At 47.6% G+C, this 18,002-nt stretch carries 17 protein-coding genes; 6 read left to right on the top strand and 11 right to left on the bottom strand.

The window, feature by feature from the left end; genetic code table 11:
* Positions 1-218 precede the first annotated feature (218 nt).
* The 5 genes from NYE36_RS09220 to NYE36_RS09200 form a co-directional block, all read right to left on the bottom strand.
* The gene (locus NYE36_RS09220; RefSeq protein WP_003154062.1) at positions 219-434 is read right to left on the bottom strand and encodes a hypothetical protein; all 216 of its coding nucleotides are present in this window, start codon (positions 432-434) and stop codon (positions 219-221) included.
* Between the two features lie 82 nt (positions 435-516).
* The gene (locus NYE36_RS09215) at positions 517-792 is read right to left on the bottom strand and encodes a YmzC family protein (protein WP_007611597.1); all 276 of its coding nucleotides are present in this window, start codon (positions 790-792) and stop codon (positions 517-519) included.
* Positions 793-888: 96 nt separating this feature from the next.
* A complete protein-coding gene (gene hfq, locus NYE36_RS09210; protein ID WP_003154064.1) occupies positions 889-1,110 on the bottom strand; it encodes an RNA chaperone Hfq in 222 nt (73 codons plus the stop codon).
* Positions 1,111-1,149: 39 nt separating this feature from the next.
* Entirely contained in the window at positions 1,150-2,094 is a 945-nt protein-coding gene (gene miaA, locus NYE36_RS09205) for a tRNA (adenosine(37)-N6)-dimethylallyltransferase MiaA (RefSeq protein WP_007410375.1), read from the bottom strand.
* A 97-nt stretch (positions 2,095-2,191) separates the two neighbouring features.
* Positions 2,192-2,596, bottom strand: a complete 405-nt coding sequence (locus NYE36_RS09200) for a YmaF family protein (RefSeq protein ID WP_014417831.1) — start codon at positions 2,594-2,596, stop codon at positions 2,192-2,194.
* 100 nt (positions 2,597-2,696) lie between these two features.
* On the opposite strand from NYE36_RS09200, the gene NYE36_RS09195 reads away from it, so the two are divergent.
* From NYE36_RS09195 to NYE36_RS09185, 3 genes are all read left to right on the top strand, one after another.
* Positions 2,697-3,008: a hypothetical protein gene (locus NYE36_RS09195; protein ID WP_094032454.1), complete on the top strand. Its 312-nt coding sequence runs from the start codon at positions 2,697-2,699 to the stop codon at positions 3,006-3,008.
* Between the two features lie 137 nt (positions 3,009-3,145).
* Positions 3,146-3,460, top strand: coding sequence for a multidrug efflux SMR transporter (locus NYE36_RS09190; protein ID WP_007410378.1), 315 nt, complete (start codon positions 3,146-3,148; stop codon positions 3,458-3,460).
* Between the two features lie 17 nt (positions 3,461-3,477).
* Positions 3,478-3,831 carry a multidrug efflux SMR transporter gene (locus NYE36_RS09185; protein WP_007410379.1) on the top strand — a complete coding sequence of 118 codons (354 nt, stop codon included), beginning with the start codon at positions 3,478-3,480 and terminating at the stop codon, positions 3,829-3,831.
* A 13-nt stretch (positions 3,832-3,844) separates the two neighbouring features.
* Here the strand turns inward: NYE36_RS09185 and NYE36_RS09180 are convergent, their stop codons facing one another.
* The 3 genes from NYE36_RS09180 to NYE36_RS09170 form a co-directional block, all read right to left on the bottom strand.
* Positions 3,845-4,297, bottom strand: coding sequence for an OsmC family protein (locus NYE36_RS09180; protein WP_094032453.1), 453 nt, complete (start codon positions 4,295-4,297; stop codon positions 3,845-3,847).
* Positions 4,298-4,356: 59 nt separating this feature from the next.
* Positions 4,357-5,064, bottom strand: a complete 708-nt coding sequence (locus NYE36_RS09175; protein WP_007410381.1) for a poly-gamma-glutamate hydrolase family protein — start codon at positions 5,062-5,064, stop codon at positions 4,357-4,359.
* Between the two features lie 255 nt (positions 5,065-5,319).
* Positions 5,320-5,553: a hypothetical protein gene (locus NYE36_RS09170; protein ID WP_015239897.1), complete on the bottom strand. Its 234-nt coding sequence runs from the start codon at positions 5,551-5,553 to the stop codon at positions 5,320-5,322.
* Positions 5,554-5,731: 178 nt separating this feature from the next.
* Here NYE36_RS09170 and NYE36_RS09165 point away from each other — a divergent pair, with 178 nt between their 5' ends.
* Together NYE36_RS09165 and NYE36_RS09160 are read left to right on the top strand one after the other, a co-directional pair.
* Positions 5,732-7,060 (top strand): S8 family peptidase, encoded by a 1,329-nt coding sequence (locus NYE36_RS09165; protein ID WP_020955853.1) that lies wholly within the window; start codon positions 5,732-5,734, stop codon positions 7,058-7,060.
* Positions 7,061-7,253: 193 nt separating this feature from the next.
* Positions 7,254-7,616: a hypothetical protein gene (locus tag NYE36_RS09160; protein WP_007410383.1), complete on the top strand. Its 363-nt coding sequence runs from the start codon at positions 7,254-7,256 to the stop codon at positions 7,614-7,616.
* Between the two features lie 33 nt (positions 7,617-7,649).
* Here the strand turns inward: NYE36_RS09160 and NYE36_RS09155 are convergent, their stop codons facing one another.
* Positions 7,650-8,405, bottom strand: a complete 756-nt coding sequence (locus tag NYE36_RS09155) for a YoaK family protein (RefSeq protein WP_094032452.1) — start codon at positions 8,403-8,405, stop codon at positions 7,650-7,652.
* A 59-nt stretch (positions 8,406-8,464) separates the two neighbouring features.
* Entirely contained in the window at positions 8,465-8,899 is a 435-nt protein-coding gene (locus tag NYE36_RS09150; protein ID WP_012117601.1) for a NucA/NucB deoxyribonuclease domain-containing protein, read from the bottom strand.
* A 288-nt stretch (positions 8,900-9,187) separates the two neighbouring features.
* On the opposite strand from NYE36_RS09150, the gene NYE36_RS09145 reads away from it, so the two are divergent.
* Entirely contained in the window at positions 9,188-10,399 is a 1,212-nt protein-coding gene (locus NYE36_RS09145) for a cytochrome P450 (RefSeq protein ID WP_094032462.1), read from the top strand.
* A gap of 137 nt (positions 10,400-10,536) precedes the next feature.
* On the opposite strand, the gene NYE36_RS09140 is transcribed toward NYE36_RS09145, so the two are convergent.
* Entirely contained in the window at positions 10,537-17,994 is a 7,458-nt protein-coding gene (locus NYE36_RS09140) for a beta-ketoacyl synthase N-terminal-like domain-containing protein (protein ID WP_094032451.1), read from the bottom strand.
* Between the last annotated feature and the right edge of the window lie 8 nt (positions 17,995-18,002).

Below are 18,002 nucleotides of genomic sequence, written 5' to 3'. Positions count from 1 at the left end.
ATATATAGTATACTAACCTCTCAGAAAAACACAACATATTGAGATCAATTTATAAAAAATTCATATTTTTGAAAGAGCCGACTTTGGCTCTGGCCCGATTAACGCCCAAAAAAGAGAGCAGAACGAGAATCATCTCTCATCCTACTCAAGGTGTCATGTGTAAGCCGATGTCTATCATAACATGAAAAAAAACTGCTTAGTAGTCTAGACTTTTATTCTTATTTTTTGTAAGAATCACATTTTTTTTCGCTTTCAACGGTTTCTTCAATCTCCACATCAGCACCGATTTCTTTCAGTACGGCTTTCAGAGCGCTTGTGATGGAAGCCTCTCTGATCAGTTCTTTGCCGTCAACGATGATGCTGGTTCCATATTCATAGCAGGAATCATCTTCACAAGTTTCTTCCCAATGGTTGATTATCACCTTGTGTTTCAATCGTCTCACCCTCTGCATGATCAATGTCAGTACTTAGTGTAGCTTGTGCGGCCCGCTTTGTAAATTCGAACGCTTGTGAAATTTATTCAAGCTCATCCAGCGCCGTTTCTTTTTTCAGTTCGATTTTATTCGTTTTTTCATCATAGCGGTATATTTTTAAGTAACCGTCCTCAACGATGCCGAAACGATTATGTTCCAGCTGCACCATGCCTTCTGTCTGCGGTTCGGTATCCGTTGAGCCGCCGTCATCATCCGTCACCACAGTCTCATGATTGCTGCAAGCTCCAAACAGCAAAAAAACAGCGATCCAAACGAGCGTAATCCTGATTCTTCTCAGTTCATTTTCACTTTCGAACACGATTTTCCGAACCCCCTTTTATGTTTCCGATATACAGCCTGCAATATACAGATGCGCATAGAAAAAGACCATTGTTCATGGTCTTTTTCAAAAAGTCTATTCAAGCTCAAGCTGGACGTTTTTTTGCGGGGCGAACGTGGAGATGGCATGTTTATAAATAAGCTGCTGCTTCCCCTCCGTTTCGAGCAAAACGGTAAAGTTGTCAAAGCCTTTTACCTGGCCGCGAAGCTGGAAGCCGTTGAGTAAAAACACCGTGACGAACGTATTGTCTTTTCGGATTTGATTCAAAAACTGATCTTGAATATTAATCGGTTTCATGTTTCGTCCTCCTTGGTTCTCAATACAATACTGTTTCGATTAAATTTCCAGTTTTCCTGCTATGCACTCGAAAATTTCCTTTTTTTTCTGCTCAATATCAACAGGCGGCGTCATATCTGTCCATGAAACAGGCATTTTATTGCGAAACCAGGTCAGCTGGCGTTTCGCATATCGCCTTGAATTTTGTTTTAATTGCTCCACAGCCTGAGGGAGCGGCACTTTTCCATCAAGATATTCATACAGCTCTTTATAGCCGATCGCCTGAATCGATTGGCTGTCCCGGATATTCATATCATACAGCCGCTTTACTTCGTCAAGAAGGCCGGTTTCCAGCATCAGGTCAACGCGCTCGTTAATCCGGCCGTACAGCACTTCTCTGTCCATTGTAAGACCGATAAGAACCGCATTGTAAAGCAGCTCCCGTTTTTGGGTTTTAAGATGCTCTGACATTGTTTTTCCCGATACATGCAGGATTTCGAGCGCGCGGATGACTCTTCGCGTGTTGTTTTGATGAATAGCTGCCGCCGCTTCCGGGTCGGCTGCCGCAAGCTTGGCATGAAGCGCTTCCGCCCCTTCTTCAGCCGCCAGTTTCTCCATGCGCTCCCGGAATACAGGGTCGCCGGAGTTTTCCGTGAACGTATAGTCATACAGCACGGACTGAATGTACAGACCCGTCCCCCCGACAATCATCGGCAGCTTTCCTCTATCGGCAATCTCGGTGATTTTTCCCCTCACCATTTTTTGATAATCCGCCGTTGAAAAAGTGTCGGACGGCTCCAAAATATCAATCAGGTGATGCGGCACGCCTTCTGTCTCTTCTTCGGTGACTTTGGCCGTTCCGATGTCCATCCCTTTATATACCTGCATGGAATCTCCGCTGATGATTTCCGCATTCAGCATTTTCGCGAGTCCGATGCTTAGTTTTGTTTTTCCGACTGCCGTCGGTCCGACAAGTATGACGACAGGCTGTTTTTTATTTTTCAATATGTATCACTCTCTTTTATAAATCTCCCCCTAATTATAGCATTCATTTCTTCAGGCACCTATCCATTTTGCCCTTTTTCCTGAGCGCTAAACGTCGCTACCACCCGATCGGCTCGTTTCCGACAACCTCTCTCGTTTTTCCTTTGAGTGTATGGCGGTGCGTTTTCCGTCCTTCCTCCCGCGGATCGTAAACGACGCCGCCGTGCTGGATCTGAATCGGCTCATTGTAGGCGGCAAAGGTGGTCTCTGAAAGCTCATGGTAATGTGTTCCGTCAACCCTCGGGATGGCAGGGCCGGAAATGCCGTAATACCTATGAAAATGGCCGTTTTCAAACGAGGTGATGCCCGTATAGAAATGTGTATGCTCATCTGTATTGCTGCCGTTTTCCGGCTGCGAAAAGCCTTCAATCAAATGGTAATGCCCCTGCACTACATCCGTAACCGCCCGGTATGCGTGTGTGTGCGGAGGTTTTTTTGACCAATCGGACTGATACAGGCCCACAAAAGCTCACTCCTTTATTTTTTGATAAACGCCCAATCAAAAATTGGTGGGCTGAATACTCTGTTATCATCTCAAATTTATTCTTGGAGGTACCTTAATTATGAATGAAGAATACGCATACGCAGTAGATAGTGATATGAGACAGTTCGGGCGGCCTGGATTTGGGTTCGGACGTCCCGGATTTGGGTTTGGACGGCCGGGCTTCGGCTTCGGGCGTCCCGGATTCGGATTTGGATTCGGACGACCGGGTTTTGGATTTGGCCGGCCTTGGTTTGGTTATGGATTCGGACGGCCGTTTGGTTTTTACGGCGGACCGTTTTTCGGAGGGCTTGTCGGGGGGCTTGTCGGGAGCGCTTTATTCAATCCGTACTTGTACGGGGGTTACGGCTACGGCTATCCGTATTACTATTGACGAATCAAAAAGGTTCCTCCTCGGGGGCCTTTTTGTATAGGCCTAATGTCTTGACTTGGCAGGCAAAGTTCGGATATTATTTTATTTTACTGCCTTAAACAAAAGGCATAAGGATTATGATGAGAGGGGGATTTGATATGATTCTGGGTTATATCTTCCTCACAATTGCTATTTTATCAGAGTCAATCGGCGCGGCCATGCTGAAGGTCTCCCGCGGATTTACGCGGTTTTTGCCGAGCGCGCTTGTAGTGGCAGGCTATTCATTGGCCTTTTATATGCTTTCACTGACACTGAATCTCATTCCGCTTAGCTTATCCTATGCAACATGGAGCGGAGCCGGAACGGTGCTCGCATCCATTATCGGAGCGAAATGGTTTCATGAAAAACTGGACAAGCAGGCCGTCATCGGACTCTTTTTCTTATTAGCCGGTGTCATTTTGATGAATTGGTAGAAAGGAGAGGCATGCTGATGAAAGGATTACTTTGCTTGGCATTAGCCATTGTATCAGAAGTGTTCGGGAGCACGATGCTGAAGCTGTCGGACGGTTTTACGCACCTGTGGCCCGCTCTCGGCGTCATTGCCGGAATCGGAGCCTCTTTTATGTTTTTGAGCTTCTCATTGAAAAGCCTTGATTTATCCGCCGCATACGCGACATGGTCAGGTGTCGGCACCGCTTTAACGGCAATTGTCGGCTTTTTTGTTTTTAAGGAGGCCATGACAGTCAAAATGATGATCGGGCTTGTTTTGGTCATCACGGGCGTCATCCTGCTGAACCGTTCCAAGTCTCAAAAAGCTAAAAAAAATCAAACGGCCCGGAGCTGACCGTTTGAACTCGTCAAGCGCGGGCAGCTTTTACTTCAACCTCAAGCTCCATCTCCACGTTTCCTTGGACCGCTCGTGAAATCATACATGAGGACTCTGCTTTTTGCGCTAACTTCCTGGCGAGCGTAAAGTCCGTTTCGGCTGCATCCGGCTTTAATAATATAAACGGGCGGTGAATGATTTTCTGGTACGTGAACACACCGTTCGTGACGTCTACAATTCCTTCAGATTCCATATATAGATCTTCTTTATCCAGGCCGCTTCTTTCCATCATCGCCGCAAGCGTTATAATATAACAGGTCGCGGCCGCTCCAAGCAGCATTTCATCAGGATTTGTGCCTTCTCCGGGTCCGTCCATTTCCTTAGGAATGGACACAGCCGTTTCCAGCCGGCCGCTTTTAATATCGCCGACGTCATTGCGATTTCCGGGCCAATTTGCTTTTAAATAAAAGTGATGTTTTGCCAAGGGACAAACCTCCTTTTTTTCAGTTTACTCATCTTTCACTCGTTTGTCTTTTTTTAAGCTTACGAATACTCTTGATTGATCACTCTTTTTATCGTACGGACAAACCGGTAAAATTCCTCCGTTTTTGTGAATTCCCTTTCGCGGTAATCAAAATTATCAAAAAACGCTTCCCGCTGTTCTCTGCTGATCTCAAGCTGTATGCTCAGCCCGGTTTGCGCCTGGTTATTGATATTTTCGGTGTCAACCCCGGCCAGACCGGTTTTTGAGGTTGCCAATTCTGCAGAAAATCCGTTTCGTTCGAGAGCTCTCACCAATTTTTTCGCCCGCTTCCGGTCGCTTCCTCCGACAAGAGTATTTTTCTCGTCGCCTTTATAACCGTGAACTGCGATAACATAATGGTGCTGCTTAATGCTTTCGACTGCTGAAGGCTCATCGAACCTGGTGCTCGTAATATGAAGAGTCTGGTTATCATGCGTTTTTAATCCCTCAAACAGATAGGTTGAATAATCATCTCTGAAAGAGCGGACGATCTCGCTCACCCCGCCCTCAATTCTCCCTCCGTGCGGCGACATGATCAATACGGGACTCCCCTTTCGCTTATTGTACGATATATGATAATCATCGGGGTCTTCATGTTCAGCCAAATCTTTAAAATCTGTGTATGTATCAGAAGAATTCGAGGGATCAGGGTCTGACGCATAATGAGCACATCTTATTAGTAAGACCATTGCTACGATAATGATGACATTAAGTAAAATTCTTTTCATCAGCTCTCCTTCTTTGCTCCTTTCTGAAAAATGACATGTTCATTATATGGATTTTTGTCAATAGGTCTTATCTTAACATTCTATTAACATTATCATCAGTGAAAAACTTCCCGGTTTCGAAAAATCAATGGATTGTCACGGTTCAAGCGCTCAAATGCCGGGCATCAGTGAAAAAAGGTTGAGAGAGGGCAAAAAAAAAGGGAGGAACGCCCGAATTTTCAGGGGCGGGAGATTCACGGCCGGAAACGGACGGCATCAAGAATACGCTTTTAAAAATGAATATCCGCCTCCCGAAGCGAATGCACAGGACAGAATGGAGCCCGTCAAAAAAGTTCTCATCTGCCTTTTTGTACAGCAAAATGCCGTTACAGCCCGCTCATCCCCTTTTTTTATCATAATGGTCCGTTTTGAAATGGAGCCGTCTTTTTTCATATATATAATATCAATCGGAAGCTGTTTTTCCAAGGAATGTCTCAATATTATGTTCATGTATATACCTCCTTCCGCCGGCTTCATTATAAACGAACAAACGTTCCGTTTCAACTCGATTTCTTCTCCGGAAAAAGCCGCAAGTAACCAACGCTCCTGAAGGACAAACAAACTGACCGAACATACGGCCTGTTCATATGGTATAGAGAGAATCGCCAGAATGGGAGGAAAAGTATATATGTTTGGTTACTCAATGGTACAAATGGTGCGGTCAAATGCTCATAAGCTGGACTGGCCGCTCAGAGAAAACGTATTACAGTTATATAAACCTTTCAAATGGACACCTTGCTTTTTGCACAAGTTTTTCGAAAAAAAGGTGAAAAACAGAAAGAAAATGTCAGTCATCATTGAATTTGAAGAGGGCTGCCATGAATCCGGTTTTCACAGCACAGGACAGGTCTTATCAAAAGAAAAACGCTGCACCATAAAAAAGCAGTTTCAAACAATCAATTGCTGCAGCGCCGAAGTCACTCCGTCCGCCCTTCACATGCTTCTTTCGCAATGCCGGGATATCCGTAAAATCTATTTAAACCGTGAAGTAAAAGCGCTCCTTGATACGGCAGCTGAATCGTCTCATGCAAAAGAAGTGACCCGTAACGGCACCGTATTAACAGGAAAAGGCGTAACCGTCGCCGTTATTGATACCGGAATCTATCAGCATCCCGATTTAGAAGGCAGAGTTATCGGATTTGCGGACTTTGTCAACCAAAAGACAGAACCGTATGATGACAACGGACACGGCACCCATTGCGCCGGTGATATCGCAAGCAGCGGCGCTTCATCTTCCGGTAAATATCAGGGGCCGGCGCCGGAAGCCGATCTGATCGGAGTCAAGGTTTTAAACAAATCAGGATCAGGAACCTTGGCTGATATCATCGAAGGTGTGGAATGGTGCATACAATATAATAAAGAACACACAAAGAATCCGATCAGAATCATCAGCATGTCACTGGGCGGAGATGCGCTCAGATATGATAAAGAAACGGACGACCCGCTCGTCAAGGCCGTTGAAGAGGCATGGAATGAAGGAATCGTCGTCTGCGTCGCCGCAGGCAACTCCGGTCCGGAAGCTCAAACGATTTCAAGCCCCGGTGTCAGCGAGAAGGTCATCACGGTAGGCGCCTATGATGACAATGATACGGCCGGCAATGAGGACGATACGGTCGCTTCTTTCTCAAGCCGCGGCCCGACGGTGTACGGAAAAGAGAAGCCTGACATTCTTGCGCCCGGGGTCGATATCGTATCTCTCCGTTCTCCGCGTTCATACCTTGACAAATTACAGAAATCAAACCGTGTAGGCTCCTTGTATTTCAGTCTGTCGGGCACGTCCATGGCCACTCCGATCTGTGCGGGCATTGCCGCCTTAATCCTTCAGCAGAACCCGCAGCTTTCGCCTGACGAAGTGAAAACACTGATCAAACAAAGTCCGGGTCAATGGACAAATGAAGATCCGAACATTTACGGAGCGGGCGCAGTAAACGCTGAAAACGCCGTGCCGAAAGAGTAACCTTTTTATCATGAGAACGGAGTCGTCTGCACCTGCAGATGACTCCGTTTTTCAGGTGAACAGATGAAACATTTATAATGAAGGAACTCGGAACGCTTCACAAATCGGCTGTCAGAAAAAAAGATCAATGCAAGGCAGTGTATTTCTAAAAAAATAGGGAATAAGTATGGTGTAGATAAAAGGAGGAATCACAATGGCACTTACAAACACCGAATTGTCTGAATGGCTGCAAAAACAGATCGGACAAACGCTTGATATCAGAAAAGGAGAGCTGACAGACAGCCGAAACGAGATTTCTGATATGGACCAGATCATGCTTCACCTTGATGATGTTCTCGTCCGCCGGACAAACCATCCCGATGACTATGTAGCGGACGAAGAACTCGTCTTAAAAGGGCACGGCACAACCTATACGGAGGAAGGAAATGTCCCGCTTCCCCAAGATGCGTATGAAATCCCACTGCTCGGCGACATCACCATCCAAAAGGAGCAAGACGGATTAAAGGTACATACAGATCGGGCCGTTTATACAATCGGGACCCGGAAAGAGCAATAAAAAGAAAAAACGCCCTGATTCAGCGGCGTTTTTTTATTGATTTTTTTCTTCTGAATATCCGTGGAACATCGTGAATGCGCAAAGCATAATGCCTAAAATAATGATAATCGGGAGCCAGATCACGGCAAACTTATAATCCGGTTCGGCAAAAGCGCCGATGACCGCTCCAAAGCAATACAGCACCAAGGCAAGCGCGCGCAATAAAGCATCTCTCGTAAACTGCTTCCGCTTGTCCGCTTTGTAAAACCTTGCGGTGAGATCTTCAAAAAAATTAGCGAGCGTTCCCGTTAATACGGTCGTGGAAATCCCCGCTACACCAAGTTTTCTCGCGGCTGTCGTCTGCATTCCCATTGCGAAGCTGAGCAGCATAATCAGCACATAAACAGAAATGGCATCTGCAAAAAAGCAGGAGAACAAAGCAAACAGCAGCAAAACTGCTCCTTCAATAGCTAAAGCGGCAGTTACCGCAGGGGGCCAAAATGATTTCTTTTTATTGCCCACAAGCAGGGCCGCGACAATAACGCCGGCAATAAATCCGATTAACGAGGTTAACGATTTGAGTACGGCAAGGTGCCACGAGTTGCCGATCGCCAGGCCGAACAGAACGATGTTCCCCGTCATATTGGCGGTAAAGATATGTCCCAGGCTTAAATAACCGATCACATCCACAATTCCCGCTGTTAAACAAAGAAGTAAAAGTGCAATATTTCGGTATGTAGTCACTGTCAATGTGATCCAATCCTTTCTCATGCTGATTCCAACATATAAGTTTACTCTTTGCCATTTCATATGTCCAGCCGGCGTGCCGCTTTTTCAGAGCATAAAAAAACTCCGGCGAACCGGAGAAGCTACTGAACGATAAATAATACTCTCGTGCCGTCGGAATATCCGCTCATTTGATTTCCAACCCACGAACCGGCCCCGCGGTTATCCGACGGGGTTACATATCTGATATCAGCCCCGGCCCCGCCTTCTGTGCAGACTGCCATGGGCCATTCATCACGGTCAAACCCGGGCTTTGTCGGAATTCCTTTCAATGATTCTTTCCTTCTATTCTCTGCTCCGCCCCGATCAATTGTACAAATCTCAGAATGACCTGCCGAAATGGCGTCTTTTATATGATTTCCCGTCTCCGGATATTTTGACAGCGGGAAATACAGCACCTGATCGTATCGGGATGCGGCACGAGCAGCACTGTCCGAATGGATGCCGGCGCCCGTAAAGCCGAACTGAAGAGAGATCACCAAAAGCAGACTTGCCGCCCATTTCATAAACGCATTCATTCACATCCTCCTTAAGAAGTTGATATGAAGCGTAAATATGTATATTAGCCGGATTTAACACACATGATGAAATGGCAAAAAAAGTTTGCTGTTTTGTTGATAATCAACGAAAATGGCGGCTTTACGATTTGTCTATTGAACCGGCTTCTGTTTCCTTATATATTTTAGACATACTTATGAGCCGTTGTGATCAGTGTCTTCGGCAGATAAAAGGAGGAATGCCGTCCGGTCGGCAGGCACCGGCTGTTTGTTATGTCTTTTCAAAAACATGAAGGCGGGGAAATCCAGATGGAAAAAACAATGTTTCACCCACACTCACCCGAGTTTCACGAAAACCCTTTTGCGGTTTTAAGCAGATTCAGAGAGCAGGACCCCATACATAAATTCGAACTGCAGCGTTTCGGAGGCACCTTTCCGGCTTGGCTCATCACGCGTTATGATGATTGTATGGCGTTTTTAAAAGACGGCAGAATTACGAGAGATGTAAAACGGGTCATGCCGAAGGAGCTGATCGCGAAGCTGAATGTCAGTGAAGATATCGATTTTGTCTCAGAGCATATGCTGGCAAAAGACCCTCCGGATCATTCACGTCTTCGCTCTTTGGTGCATCAGGGGTTCACTCCCCGGATGATTGAGCAGCTTCGCAGCGGGATAGAGCAGATCACAGAAGAGCTGCTGGATGAAATGGAAACAAAAGCAGACCCTGATATCATGAGAGATTTCGCCGCACCGCTTCCGTTTATCGTCATTTCCGAACTGCTCGGGATTCCGAAAGAGGACCGCGCCAAATTTCAAGTGTGGACAAACGCAATGGTCGACACGTCAGAAAGCGGACAAGATGCGACCAACCAGGCTCTCAAAGAATTTAAACAATATATGAAAACACTGATCGAAGAAAAAAGAAAACATCCGGGTGAAGACTTGACGAGCAAGCTTATTTACGCTGAAGAGGACGGCCAAAAGCTGAGTGAATCAGAGCTGTATTCCATGCTGTTTTTGTTAGTCGTTGCCGGGCTTGAAACAACGGTTAACCTTCTCGGCTCCGGCACCCTGGCGCTTCTTCTGCACAAAGACCAGATGGAGAAGATAAAGCGGCAGCCGGAAAATATCCAGACGGCGGTCGAAGAGCTTTTGCGTTATACCTCTCCCGTCATCATGATGGCAAATCGATGGGCGATTGAAGATTTCACCTATAAAAATGTTTCCATTAAAAAAGGCGATATGATATTTATCGGCATTGGTTCAGCCAATCGGGACCCGGAATATTTCGATGATCCTGATACATTAAATATAGCGAGAACACCGAACCGTCATATCTCTTTTGGATTCGGCATTCATTTTTGTCTCGGGGCTCCGCTCGCCCGGATGGAAGCATCCATTGCCTTTACTGCGCTTTTAAAACGGTTTCCGAATATAGAGCTGAAAGGCGCGGCCGAGAATGTAACATGGAGAAAAAATGTGTTTTTGAGAGGGCTTGAAACATTTCCTGTCAGATTTTAACATCGCCCCCCCTGTTTATCGGGGGTTTTTTTAATGTCTTATAAACAGAAATCAATACAACAATGAAAATTTAGTACATAGTAAATTTAGTTCTATATAGATAAAAAAAGCGGCCGGATTGCTCCGGCCGTTCTCTATTACCGTTTTACCAACTCATTTGTTTCGTCCAGCTTTTTTCTGAAAGATTTAAGGAAATTTGCGCTTATCGTTCCTTTGTTTGCGTACAGTTTTTCGCAGAATGCCTTAATGGCGTTTTGCGGCTTCGGTTCCGACAGCATCGTGACATGATTGGAAGAGTGGACGTCCAGCAGGTGAAACTGTTTCATCTGGCGTTCCCATTCTTTCCAATACGCATCATGGTCTAACGGAATTTGTTCTTCCTCTGCTGTCAGATAACGTTCAAGATCTCCGAGGAACAAACCGCTTTTATTACGGAAGTAGTAGCATTGCAGCGCTTCCGGATGAGGCAGCGGCTTCATGTCATACTCTTCCATTCCGTAAGCGAGCTGCGTCTTCATCATTTGCTCCAGCTGCATCCGGATTGCTTCTTCGGATTTTGGCAGACCGCGCTTTTTGGCAAGGCCGATCAATTCTTTCAATACTTCTTCTTCCTCAGCCTGGACGGTAATGTCTTCTCTGCTGATTAATGCCTCTTCAAGGTTTTCAGGCTTAAGATATGCTGTAAGCATCGTATTGATCGTTTGCAGCATGACTGACTTAACAGATGGTTTTCTTTCTTTCCATTTTTCACTGTACGGGGTGTCGATCATGACGGCGCTTTTTACCGTATGACCTTCCTCCTGCAAGAGACGCGCGGTTTCATATGCAAGCATGCCGCCCAAGGAATATCCGCCGAGGTCATAAGGGCCTTTCGGCTGTACCGCTTGGATGATTCTCTTATAAGAAGCGGCCGTCTCTTCGATTCCTTGCAGCGGCTCTTTCCCTGTCAAACCCCTTGCCTGGATACCGTAAAAAGGTCGCTGACTCTTTTTGGCGAATGGCTGGTATGCTTCCACGCCTCCCGTTCCGCCGTGAAACCAAAAAACAGGACGGCCTTTTTCTCTTTCATTCAGCTTGACGAGTTCGGGAAAATTCCGGCCCGTCTCCTGCGGTTGGTTCGTTTTTAACAGCATGCAGATCTCCTGAAGAGTGCTGCATTTCTGAAGAGCCTCCAGACTGATGCGGCTGTCTCCGTCCTCAAGTTTCTTCAACAGCTGAATAGAGGAGATTGAATCGAAGCCGTATTCAGTCAGCGGCTTATTTTGATCCATTTCCGCTGCCTTCATCCCCAAAATGTCAGCCACAATGTCAGCCGCGCTCCCGCAGCGGATCTGAGGATTCTGTGAAACCGGTGCAAGGCTGATGTCTTCTGACTGACCGCCGTTCCAATACTTATGGTTTTCAAAAGGATATGTCGGAAGCGGCACTCTTTGAACAGATTTGCCTTGGTGGAGTCTGTCCCACGGTATATCCGCACCTTTCACCCAGCAAAATGCAAGCTTTTCCAGATTGTTTTCAGCCAACAGCGTCTCTGTGACGACTGTACCGAGAGTCCCTTCCAGTAAAACGCCGATATCTCCTGATCCAGTCTGCTGACTGCCTGTAAAGAAGCTTTTCATTCCATTGCCTTCTTCGGAAAATGCTCTGTACTCTTTCAGTTTTTCCAGCAATTCATCTTGATTGCGGGCAACGAGTGCCAGGCGGCAGTTCATCGCCTCACGGCCGGTCTGAAGCGTATAAGCAATATCCCGCAATGACGGAGTATCTCCAGTTTGCACAAAATCAGCCAGCTGACTTGCGGCCGCCTTAAGACGCCCTTCACTCTTAGCAGAAAGCACGATAAGCTGCGGTTCATGCGCAGATTCTTTGTCTTTATGGCTCGGGCTGTACTGTTCCAAGACGACATGCGCATTCATGCCGCCGAAGCCATAGCTGTTAATTGCGGCCCGGCGCGGGATCGGTCTGCCCGTATGGTCGGTGAGCTGTATCCATTCCTGATTGTCTTCGGTGAAACGGAAGCGGCTTTTCTGAATGGCCATTTGCTCATTTGCAGCTGTAAATCCGGGAATGCCCGGGATGGTATGATGCTTCATGGCCATCGCCACTTTTATAAGGGCGGCCAGTCCGGAAGCGAGTTCGCCGTGCCCGATGCAAGGTTTCACGGTACTGATATAACAAGGCGCGCTTTCCTCTTGATTTGCAGACTCGCCGTAACCCGCTTTGATTGCATTAAACTCCAGCGCATCTGCCATTTCGGAGGCAATGCCGTGCGCTTCAATATAAGTGACGGTTTGCGGATCAACGTCGGTGTCTTCGTACGCTTTTTTCATCGCGGCCTTCATTCCCGCCGGATTCGGTGCGTGAAGCGACATGCCTTTACCGCCGTGAGACACTCCTGTTCCTTTAATGACCATGTGAATATGATCGCCGTCTTCAATTGCCGCCTCAAGCGGTTTGATGATGATAATGCCCGTCCCTTCGCTTCTGACAAAGCCATCGGCATCTTTTTGGAACGATTTCGCCCGGCCGTTTTTGCTTAAATACCCCATTGAATCAAAACCGATAAAGCCCTTCGGCGACTGCAGAATATTGGCGGCACCCACGACAGCCTGCTCACATTCGTTATGACGTATTGATTGAACCGCCCTGTGCAATGCCACCAGGGTTGACGTGCAGGCAGCCTCGTAATATTCACTCGGTCCTTGTAAATTCAAGGCATATGATATTCTGTTCGGAATGATGGACGGAATGGCTGTTCCATTGTTCGGATCGCTGTTGCCCGCGGCAACGAAAACGCCTGTCGGTCTGCTTGATAACGCCTTATTTGTCAGGCCCGCATCCTCCATTGCCTTCCATGTATGCATCAAAAGCAGAAACTGCTCCGGCCCCATTTGTGATGCTTCTTTAGGAGAAATTCCGAAAAAGAGCGGGTCAAATTCGCCGACACCGTCAATAAAACCGCCCCATCTGAGACTCGTGTCATTCTCATCACCGGCGTAACGGCGCCAGTCCCAGCGGTCCGCCGGAATTTCGGTAATACAGTGATCCCCGTTTACGATGTGCTCCCAAAAAGACTGGATATCCGGGGATTGCGGAAACTGAGCTGACATACCGATAATCGCGATTCCTTGCTTGACATCGGCGTTATCACAAGGCGTATGCTGTTTCTTCGGTAAAGTGCGCTCTTCTGTTTCCGTGACCCTGGCCTCTTCTGAATGCTTATGATCGGCAAGCAATTGAGAAAACTTGCTCTCATATGCTGACGCGAAGTGGCGGGTCAGCTCCTCCGCGGTCGGATACTCGAAAAACAATGTTGGATTCACATCGATGTCCGCCTCTTGGCCGATCTCTTTTGTCAGCCCGATCAGGCTCGCTGAATCAAGTCCCAATTCCATGATATTCGCGTCAGAACGAAGAGATGGCCCGGGTTCATCCATCATCTTGGCGAGCTTGCCAAGGACGTAGCTGTGGATATCATCTGTCAGACTGCCGGCAGAAATCGGTGCTCCCGCATTCTTAACAGCCGTTCGGGCCGGCTGATTCATCTGTTCGGTTTTCGGGCGGAACCGTTTCAGGGCATAGCCTTCAAAACGCATCACCACTTCCGATCGGCTGCTGATGACATCTGCGTTAATCAGAATCATTTCCCCCGTTTGTTTGGTCAGCTTGATGTGCAGCCAGCAATCGGTAAGATCTTCAGGGCTGCTGAAGGTGACGGAATTAATGCCGAACGGCAGATAGCTTTCCGCCTCCGTTTGATCCAATAAAGAAAGCGAGGCCAAGTAAGCACTGTTGGCGATTAATGGATTTACGGCATAATGATGCGCTCGTTGTGAGTCGCTATTGTTCAGGTTCACTTTCGCTAAAACGGCATCAGAGCCTTTGTACAGGCGGGTGATCGTTTTAAATTCTTCTCCCCACACGACGGTTCCCGTTCCGTCTCCGTATAACTCATCTATCCGGCCGACTTCCCGGTAAGAGCGCTGAATGGCCGCCAGATCCGCGTGCTGCTTTTGAAACGGATACGGGCTGCACTCGGCATACGCCGCTATGCTCCAATCAGGAGACGTGCGGCTGCGGTGCATTATGCTCAGTTCAAATGCATTCCCATTTTGTTTCGATTCTGTTTTCAGCTCGATGCGATCGCCTTTTTTTACGGTAATGGGGCTGACGTAATTCAGTTTTTTAATTTGTCCTCCTTCCGCTTCAGGAAAAAGATCACAAAAATGATCGACTGCCAGACTGTTATATGTAGCGCCGACGAGTACCGGTTCTCCGCTGAATTGATGCCCTTTCACGTATGGATCGTCATCACTGTATACCGCCTGAACGCCGCCAGCGTTTTCTGATTCACCGAATTGAAAAGAAGTCCCGTGGTCAAAAGCGTAGGCCGGCAGATGAACAGCGTGCTCTTGCTGCAACTGATCAAACGCGATATTCTCTCCTTTTTCCCATTGCCGCGCACGTCGGCCAATATCAGAATCGGAGAAATTGAGATTCCGCTGATCCATACGGTAAGCGGCCAGCTTTTCCAACAGTTCCTGAATGGAGGAAGCCGTAAATGCCGCCCGATACTCCGAATGATGTGTTCTTTTTTGCAGCGCGGATGCGATGGCGGCCGGTTGAAGAGATGGCGTCTTTTCTAAAAAGGCCGCCAGTCTGTCAAGATAGGCTTCAAAACTCCATTTTGTTTTCGCTGACACAGGGAAAATATATTCCTCATCGCCGTGACGGGTCTGATCGGAATTCGGGCTGATATATTCTTCTACGATGAGATTTGCATATGCCCCGCCTGCCCCGAAGGAATTAATCATGCTTCTCCGCGGTATGATGTCCCCCGTTTCGGCATCCCTCATACGCTCCCAATACTCGTTTTTTTCCTGCAGGTAAAAAGCCGTTTGTTCAAGGTTGATATTCGGATTTTGCGGTTTTGCGTTAATCGTCGGGACTAATGTTTCCCGCTCCATTTGCAGCAGCACTTTCGCGAGCTGAGACATGCCGGAAGCCGCCTCTAAATGGCCAAGATTTGACTTGACGGATCCAAGCGCGCAAAAACGTTTTTTACCAGTATATTGCGCGAACGCATTTGTCAGGGCAATGACCTCAATCGGATCTCCCAATACAGAGCCGTTTGCCGCTGATTCAACATAACTGATTGTTTCCGGATTGATTCCGGCCTTGTCGATGGAAGCCGCCATGAGCTTCGCCTGCTGTTTCGGATCCGGAGCCGTGTACATCTGCCTTCCGCCGCTATGACACAACGCGCTGCTTTTAATGACCCCGTAAATATGGTCTTTGTCGGCAACCGCTTTGGAGAGCGGCTTCAAGAGCACTGCCCCGACTCCTTCTCCCGGCATCAGGCCCGTGCCGGTTCCGAAGCTTTTGCTTTCACTTCCCTGTTCAAGCAAATTCGCCCGTTCGAGCGCATCATATTTAGACGGTTCAAGCGTGAGATTGACCCCTCCGGCAATCGCCATGGAACAGCTGTTAAGCTTCAGGCTTTCACAGGCGAGATGAATGGCGCTCAGTGAGCTGGAGCATGCGGTCGTAACGCCCATGCTCGGGCCCGTTAAATTGAAAAAGTGGGAAATGCGGTTGGCGATATGCCAATCCCCTCCGTTAGAGCTGAGCGCAGCTTTTTCCAATGACGGGATATTCCAGAAATATTGATTGTACATACTGCCCATAAATACACCGATGCCGCTGTCTGATTCCTGCCATTCGTTTACTCTTTCTAACGAGTAGCCTCCGTTTTCAAATGTTTCCCATACGGTTTCAAGGCTTAGACGGAGCTCAGGCGTCATCTCCATCACATGGTCTTCCCGGATGTCAAACAAGTGATGGTCAAAAGCGTCAATATGCTGCAGAAATCCGCCGTACCTTGTTTTGCGTTCTTCTTTTCGTGTTTCTTTTGCCATTGTTTTCAGAAGACCGGATTTCCATCTGTTTTCCGGAGCTTCCGTAATACAGCTGTCTCCGGCTTTTAAATGCTCCCACAGCTCATCGAGGGTTTCAGACTCGGGATAGCGGCCGCTGATGCCGATAATGGCAATGTCGTCACAATCAGAACGATTAACGGTGACGGTTTCTGTTTCCGGCTTTGGCGCTTTTGGCTCTTTTTGTTCAGTGATAAACCGCCGCGTTTCCGTGACAAGCGGCACCGGTTCATTCATTGCAGGTTCCGGATGCTTTGTTTCAGGAGGCGCTTGTTCGGCTCCGAATGCCTGTTGCAGCTTATCCGGGTAAGTTTCCAGCAAATACTCGGCAAGTTCTTTCGTATTCGTGTGTTCAAATAAGACCGTTTTCGGCAGCTCGCCCGTCAATGTTTCCAGTTCGCGGATAAAATTCACCTGCAAAATGGAGTCGATGCCGTATTTTTCAAAGCTCGTTTCCGGCTGAATGCGCTCGGGAGCAAGCTTTATGGACTTGGCTAACGTTTCTTTTATGAATTGCACAGTCCGGTCTGTGACTGAGAAAGAGGGTTCTGTGAAATCAGCCGGCTCTTTGGAAGCCGCAGTTTCTTCAACCGCCTGCGCGTCCGGCTGCTTTTGCCTGATGACGCCGTCGCTTTCTGCCGCCACGATCTGCTGGCCGAGGTGGTGTGACGATTCCGCCATAAATGTAACGTACCGATATCCCTCGCTTTCCAGCGCAGACTGCCACGCTTCAGGATACAGCCCCGGGCATCCGGGAATGCGCAGTTCGGCGTCTTCATACAGCCACCAGCCTTCCAAAAGACCGAATGTCAGGTGAGAATAAACCGAATGGCTGCTAATCTCATTTAATAGCAAAATCCCATTCTTTTTCAGCACCGCTTTGGCATTGCGAAGTGTCCGCCTAATATTTTTTGTCGCGTGAAGCACATTTGCCGCAATTACCGCGTCATATGCGCCCGCCTCTATACCCTGCAAAGCCGGGGGCTCTTCCACATTAAACCGCTTATAAGTCAAATACGGATTGTCGGGACCGTATTCTTTTTCAGCATGCATGAAAAAGGCCTTTGACAGATCGGTGTAGCAATATTCTTTCACATGATGTTTGTACTCTTTTAATCTTTTGAACACGGCCGCGCTCGTCCCGCCCGTCCCCGCTCCGATCTCTAATATCCGGATTTCCGCGTTCGGGTCTTCTTTCAGGCGTTCTTCAATGAAAGCCGTCAATGTGTCAGCGAGCACCTCATTATAATAGTCTGCCGTTTCATTGTTTTTATAGATTCCTTCCACCAATTCCATTGAGGAATCAGGAAACAGAACATCAGTGGCAGAAACTCTGCCGGATAAAATATCCGGCAAAGCTCTGAGAGCGGTCTCCACTAAGGTGATCATCGCCTGTTTGCTGCTGTCCTTGAGTAAAGGAGCTTTCTTTTCATCCCATTCTTGCCACAGAACGTCCGCACGCTCTATCGGACCTGTTAACACATACGTACTGCCTGACTGTTTCAAAAAGCCTTTTTGCACCAAGATGGAGATGCTTTCTTCCAGCCACCTGCCGTAAAACCCCTGCATGACAGGCTGCGTTTCGTTTTCCGTAAAAAATCCGACAGATTTCAGCTGGCCTGCCAATAGTTTGTAAAGAAGATCTTCAGTGTTTTGCAAAGCCGTCC

Origin of the sequence: Bacillus sp. FSL R5-0593, from assembly GCF_038603755.1 — a bacterium.
In the GTDB taxonomy this organism is placed as follows: domain Bacteria; phylum Bacillota; class Bacilli; order Bacillales; family Bacillaceae; genus Bacillus; species Bacillus velezensis.
The sequence above is the reverse complement of the archived record's forward strand: the minus strand, read 5'-3'. Positions and strand labels throughout refer to the sequence as shown.

Coding starts and splice junctions, on each gene's coding strand:
- hfq (WP_003154064.1), bottom strand. CDS start 1,110: ATGAAACCGATTAATATTCAAGATCAGTTTTTGAATCAAATCCGAAAA.
- NYE36_RS09195 (WP_094032454.1), top strand. CDS start 2,697: ATGAATGAAGAATACGCATACGCAGTAGATAGTGATATGAGACAGTTC.
- NYE36_RS09190 (WP_007410378.1), top strand. CDS start 3,146: ATGATTCTGGGTTATATCTTCCTCACAATTGCTATTTTATCAGAGTCA.
- NYE36_RS09185 (WP_007410379.1), top strand. CDS start 3,478: ATGAAAGGATTACTTTGCTTGGCATTAGCCATTGTATCAGAAGTGTTC.
- NYE36_RS09175 (WP_007410381.1), bottom strand. CDS start 5,064: ATGAAAAGAATTTTACTTAATGTCATCATTATCGTAGCAATGGTCTTA.
- NYE36_RS09170 (WP_015239897.1), bottom strand. CDS start 5,553: ATGAACATAATATTGAGACATTCCTTGGAAAAACAGCTTCCGATTGAT.
- NYE36_RS09165 (WP_020955853.1), top strand. CDS start 5,732: ATGTTTGGTTACTCAATGGTACAAATGGTGCGGTCAAATGCTCATAAG.
- NYE36_RS09160 (WP_007410383.1), top strand. CDS start 7,254: ATGGCACTTACAAACACCGAATTGTCTGAATGGCTGCAAAAACAGATC.
- NYE36_RS09155 (WP_094032452.1), bottom strand. CDS start 8,405: ATGAAATGGCAAAGAGTAAACTTATATGTTGGAATCAGCATGAGAAAG.
- NYE36_RS09150 (WP_012117601.1), bottom strand. CDS start 8,899: ATGAATGCGTTTATGAAATGGGCGGCAAGTCTGCTTTTGGTGATCTCT.
- NYE36_RS09145 (WP_094032462.1), top strand. CDS start 9,188: ATGGAAAAAACAATGTTTCACCCACACTCACCCGAGTTTCACGAAAAC.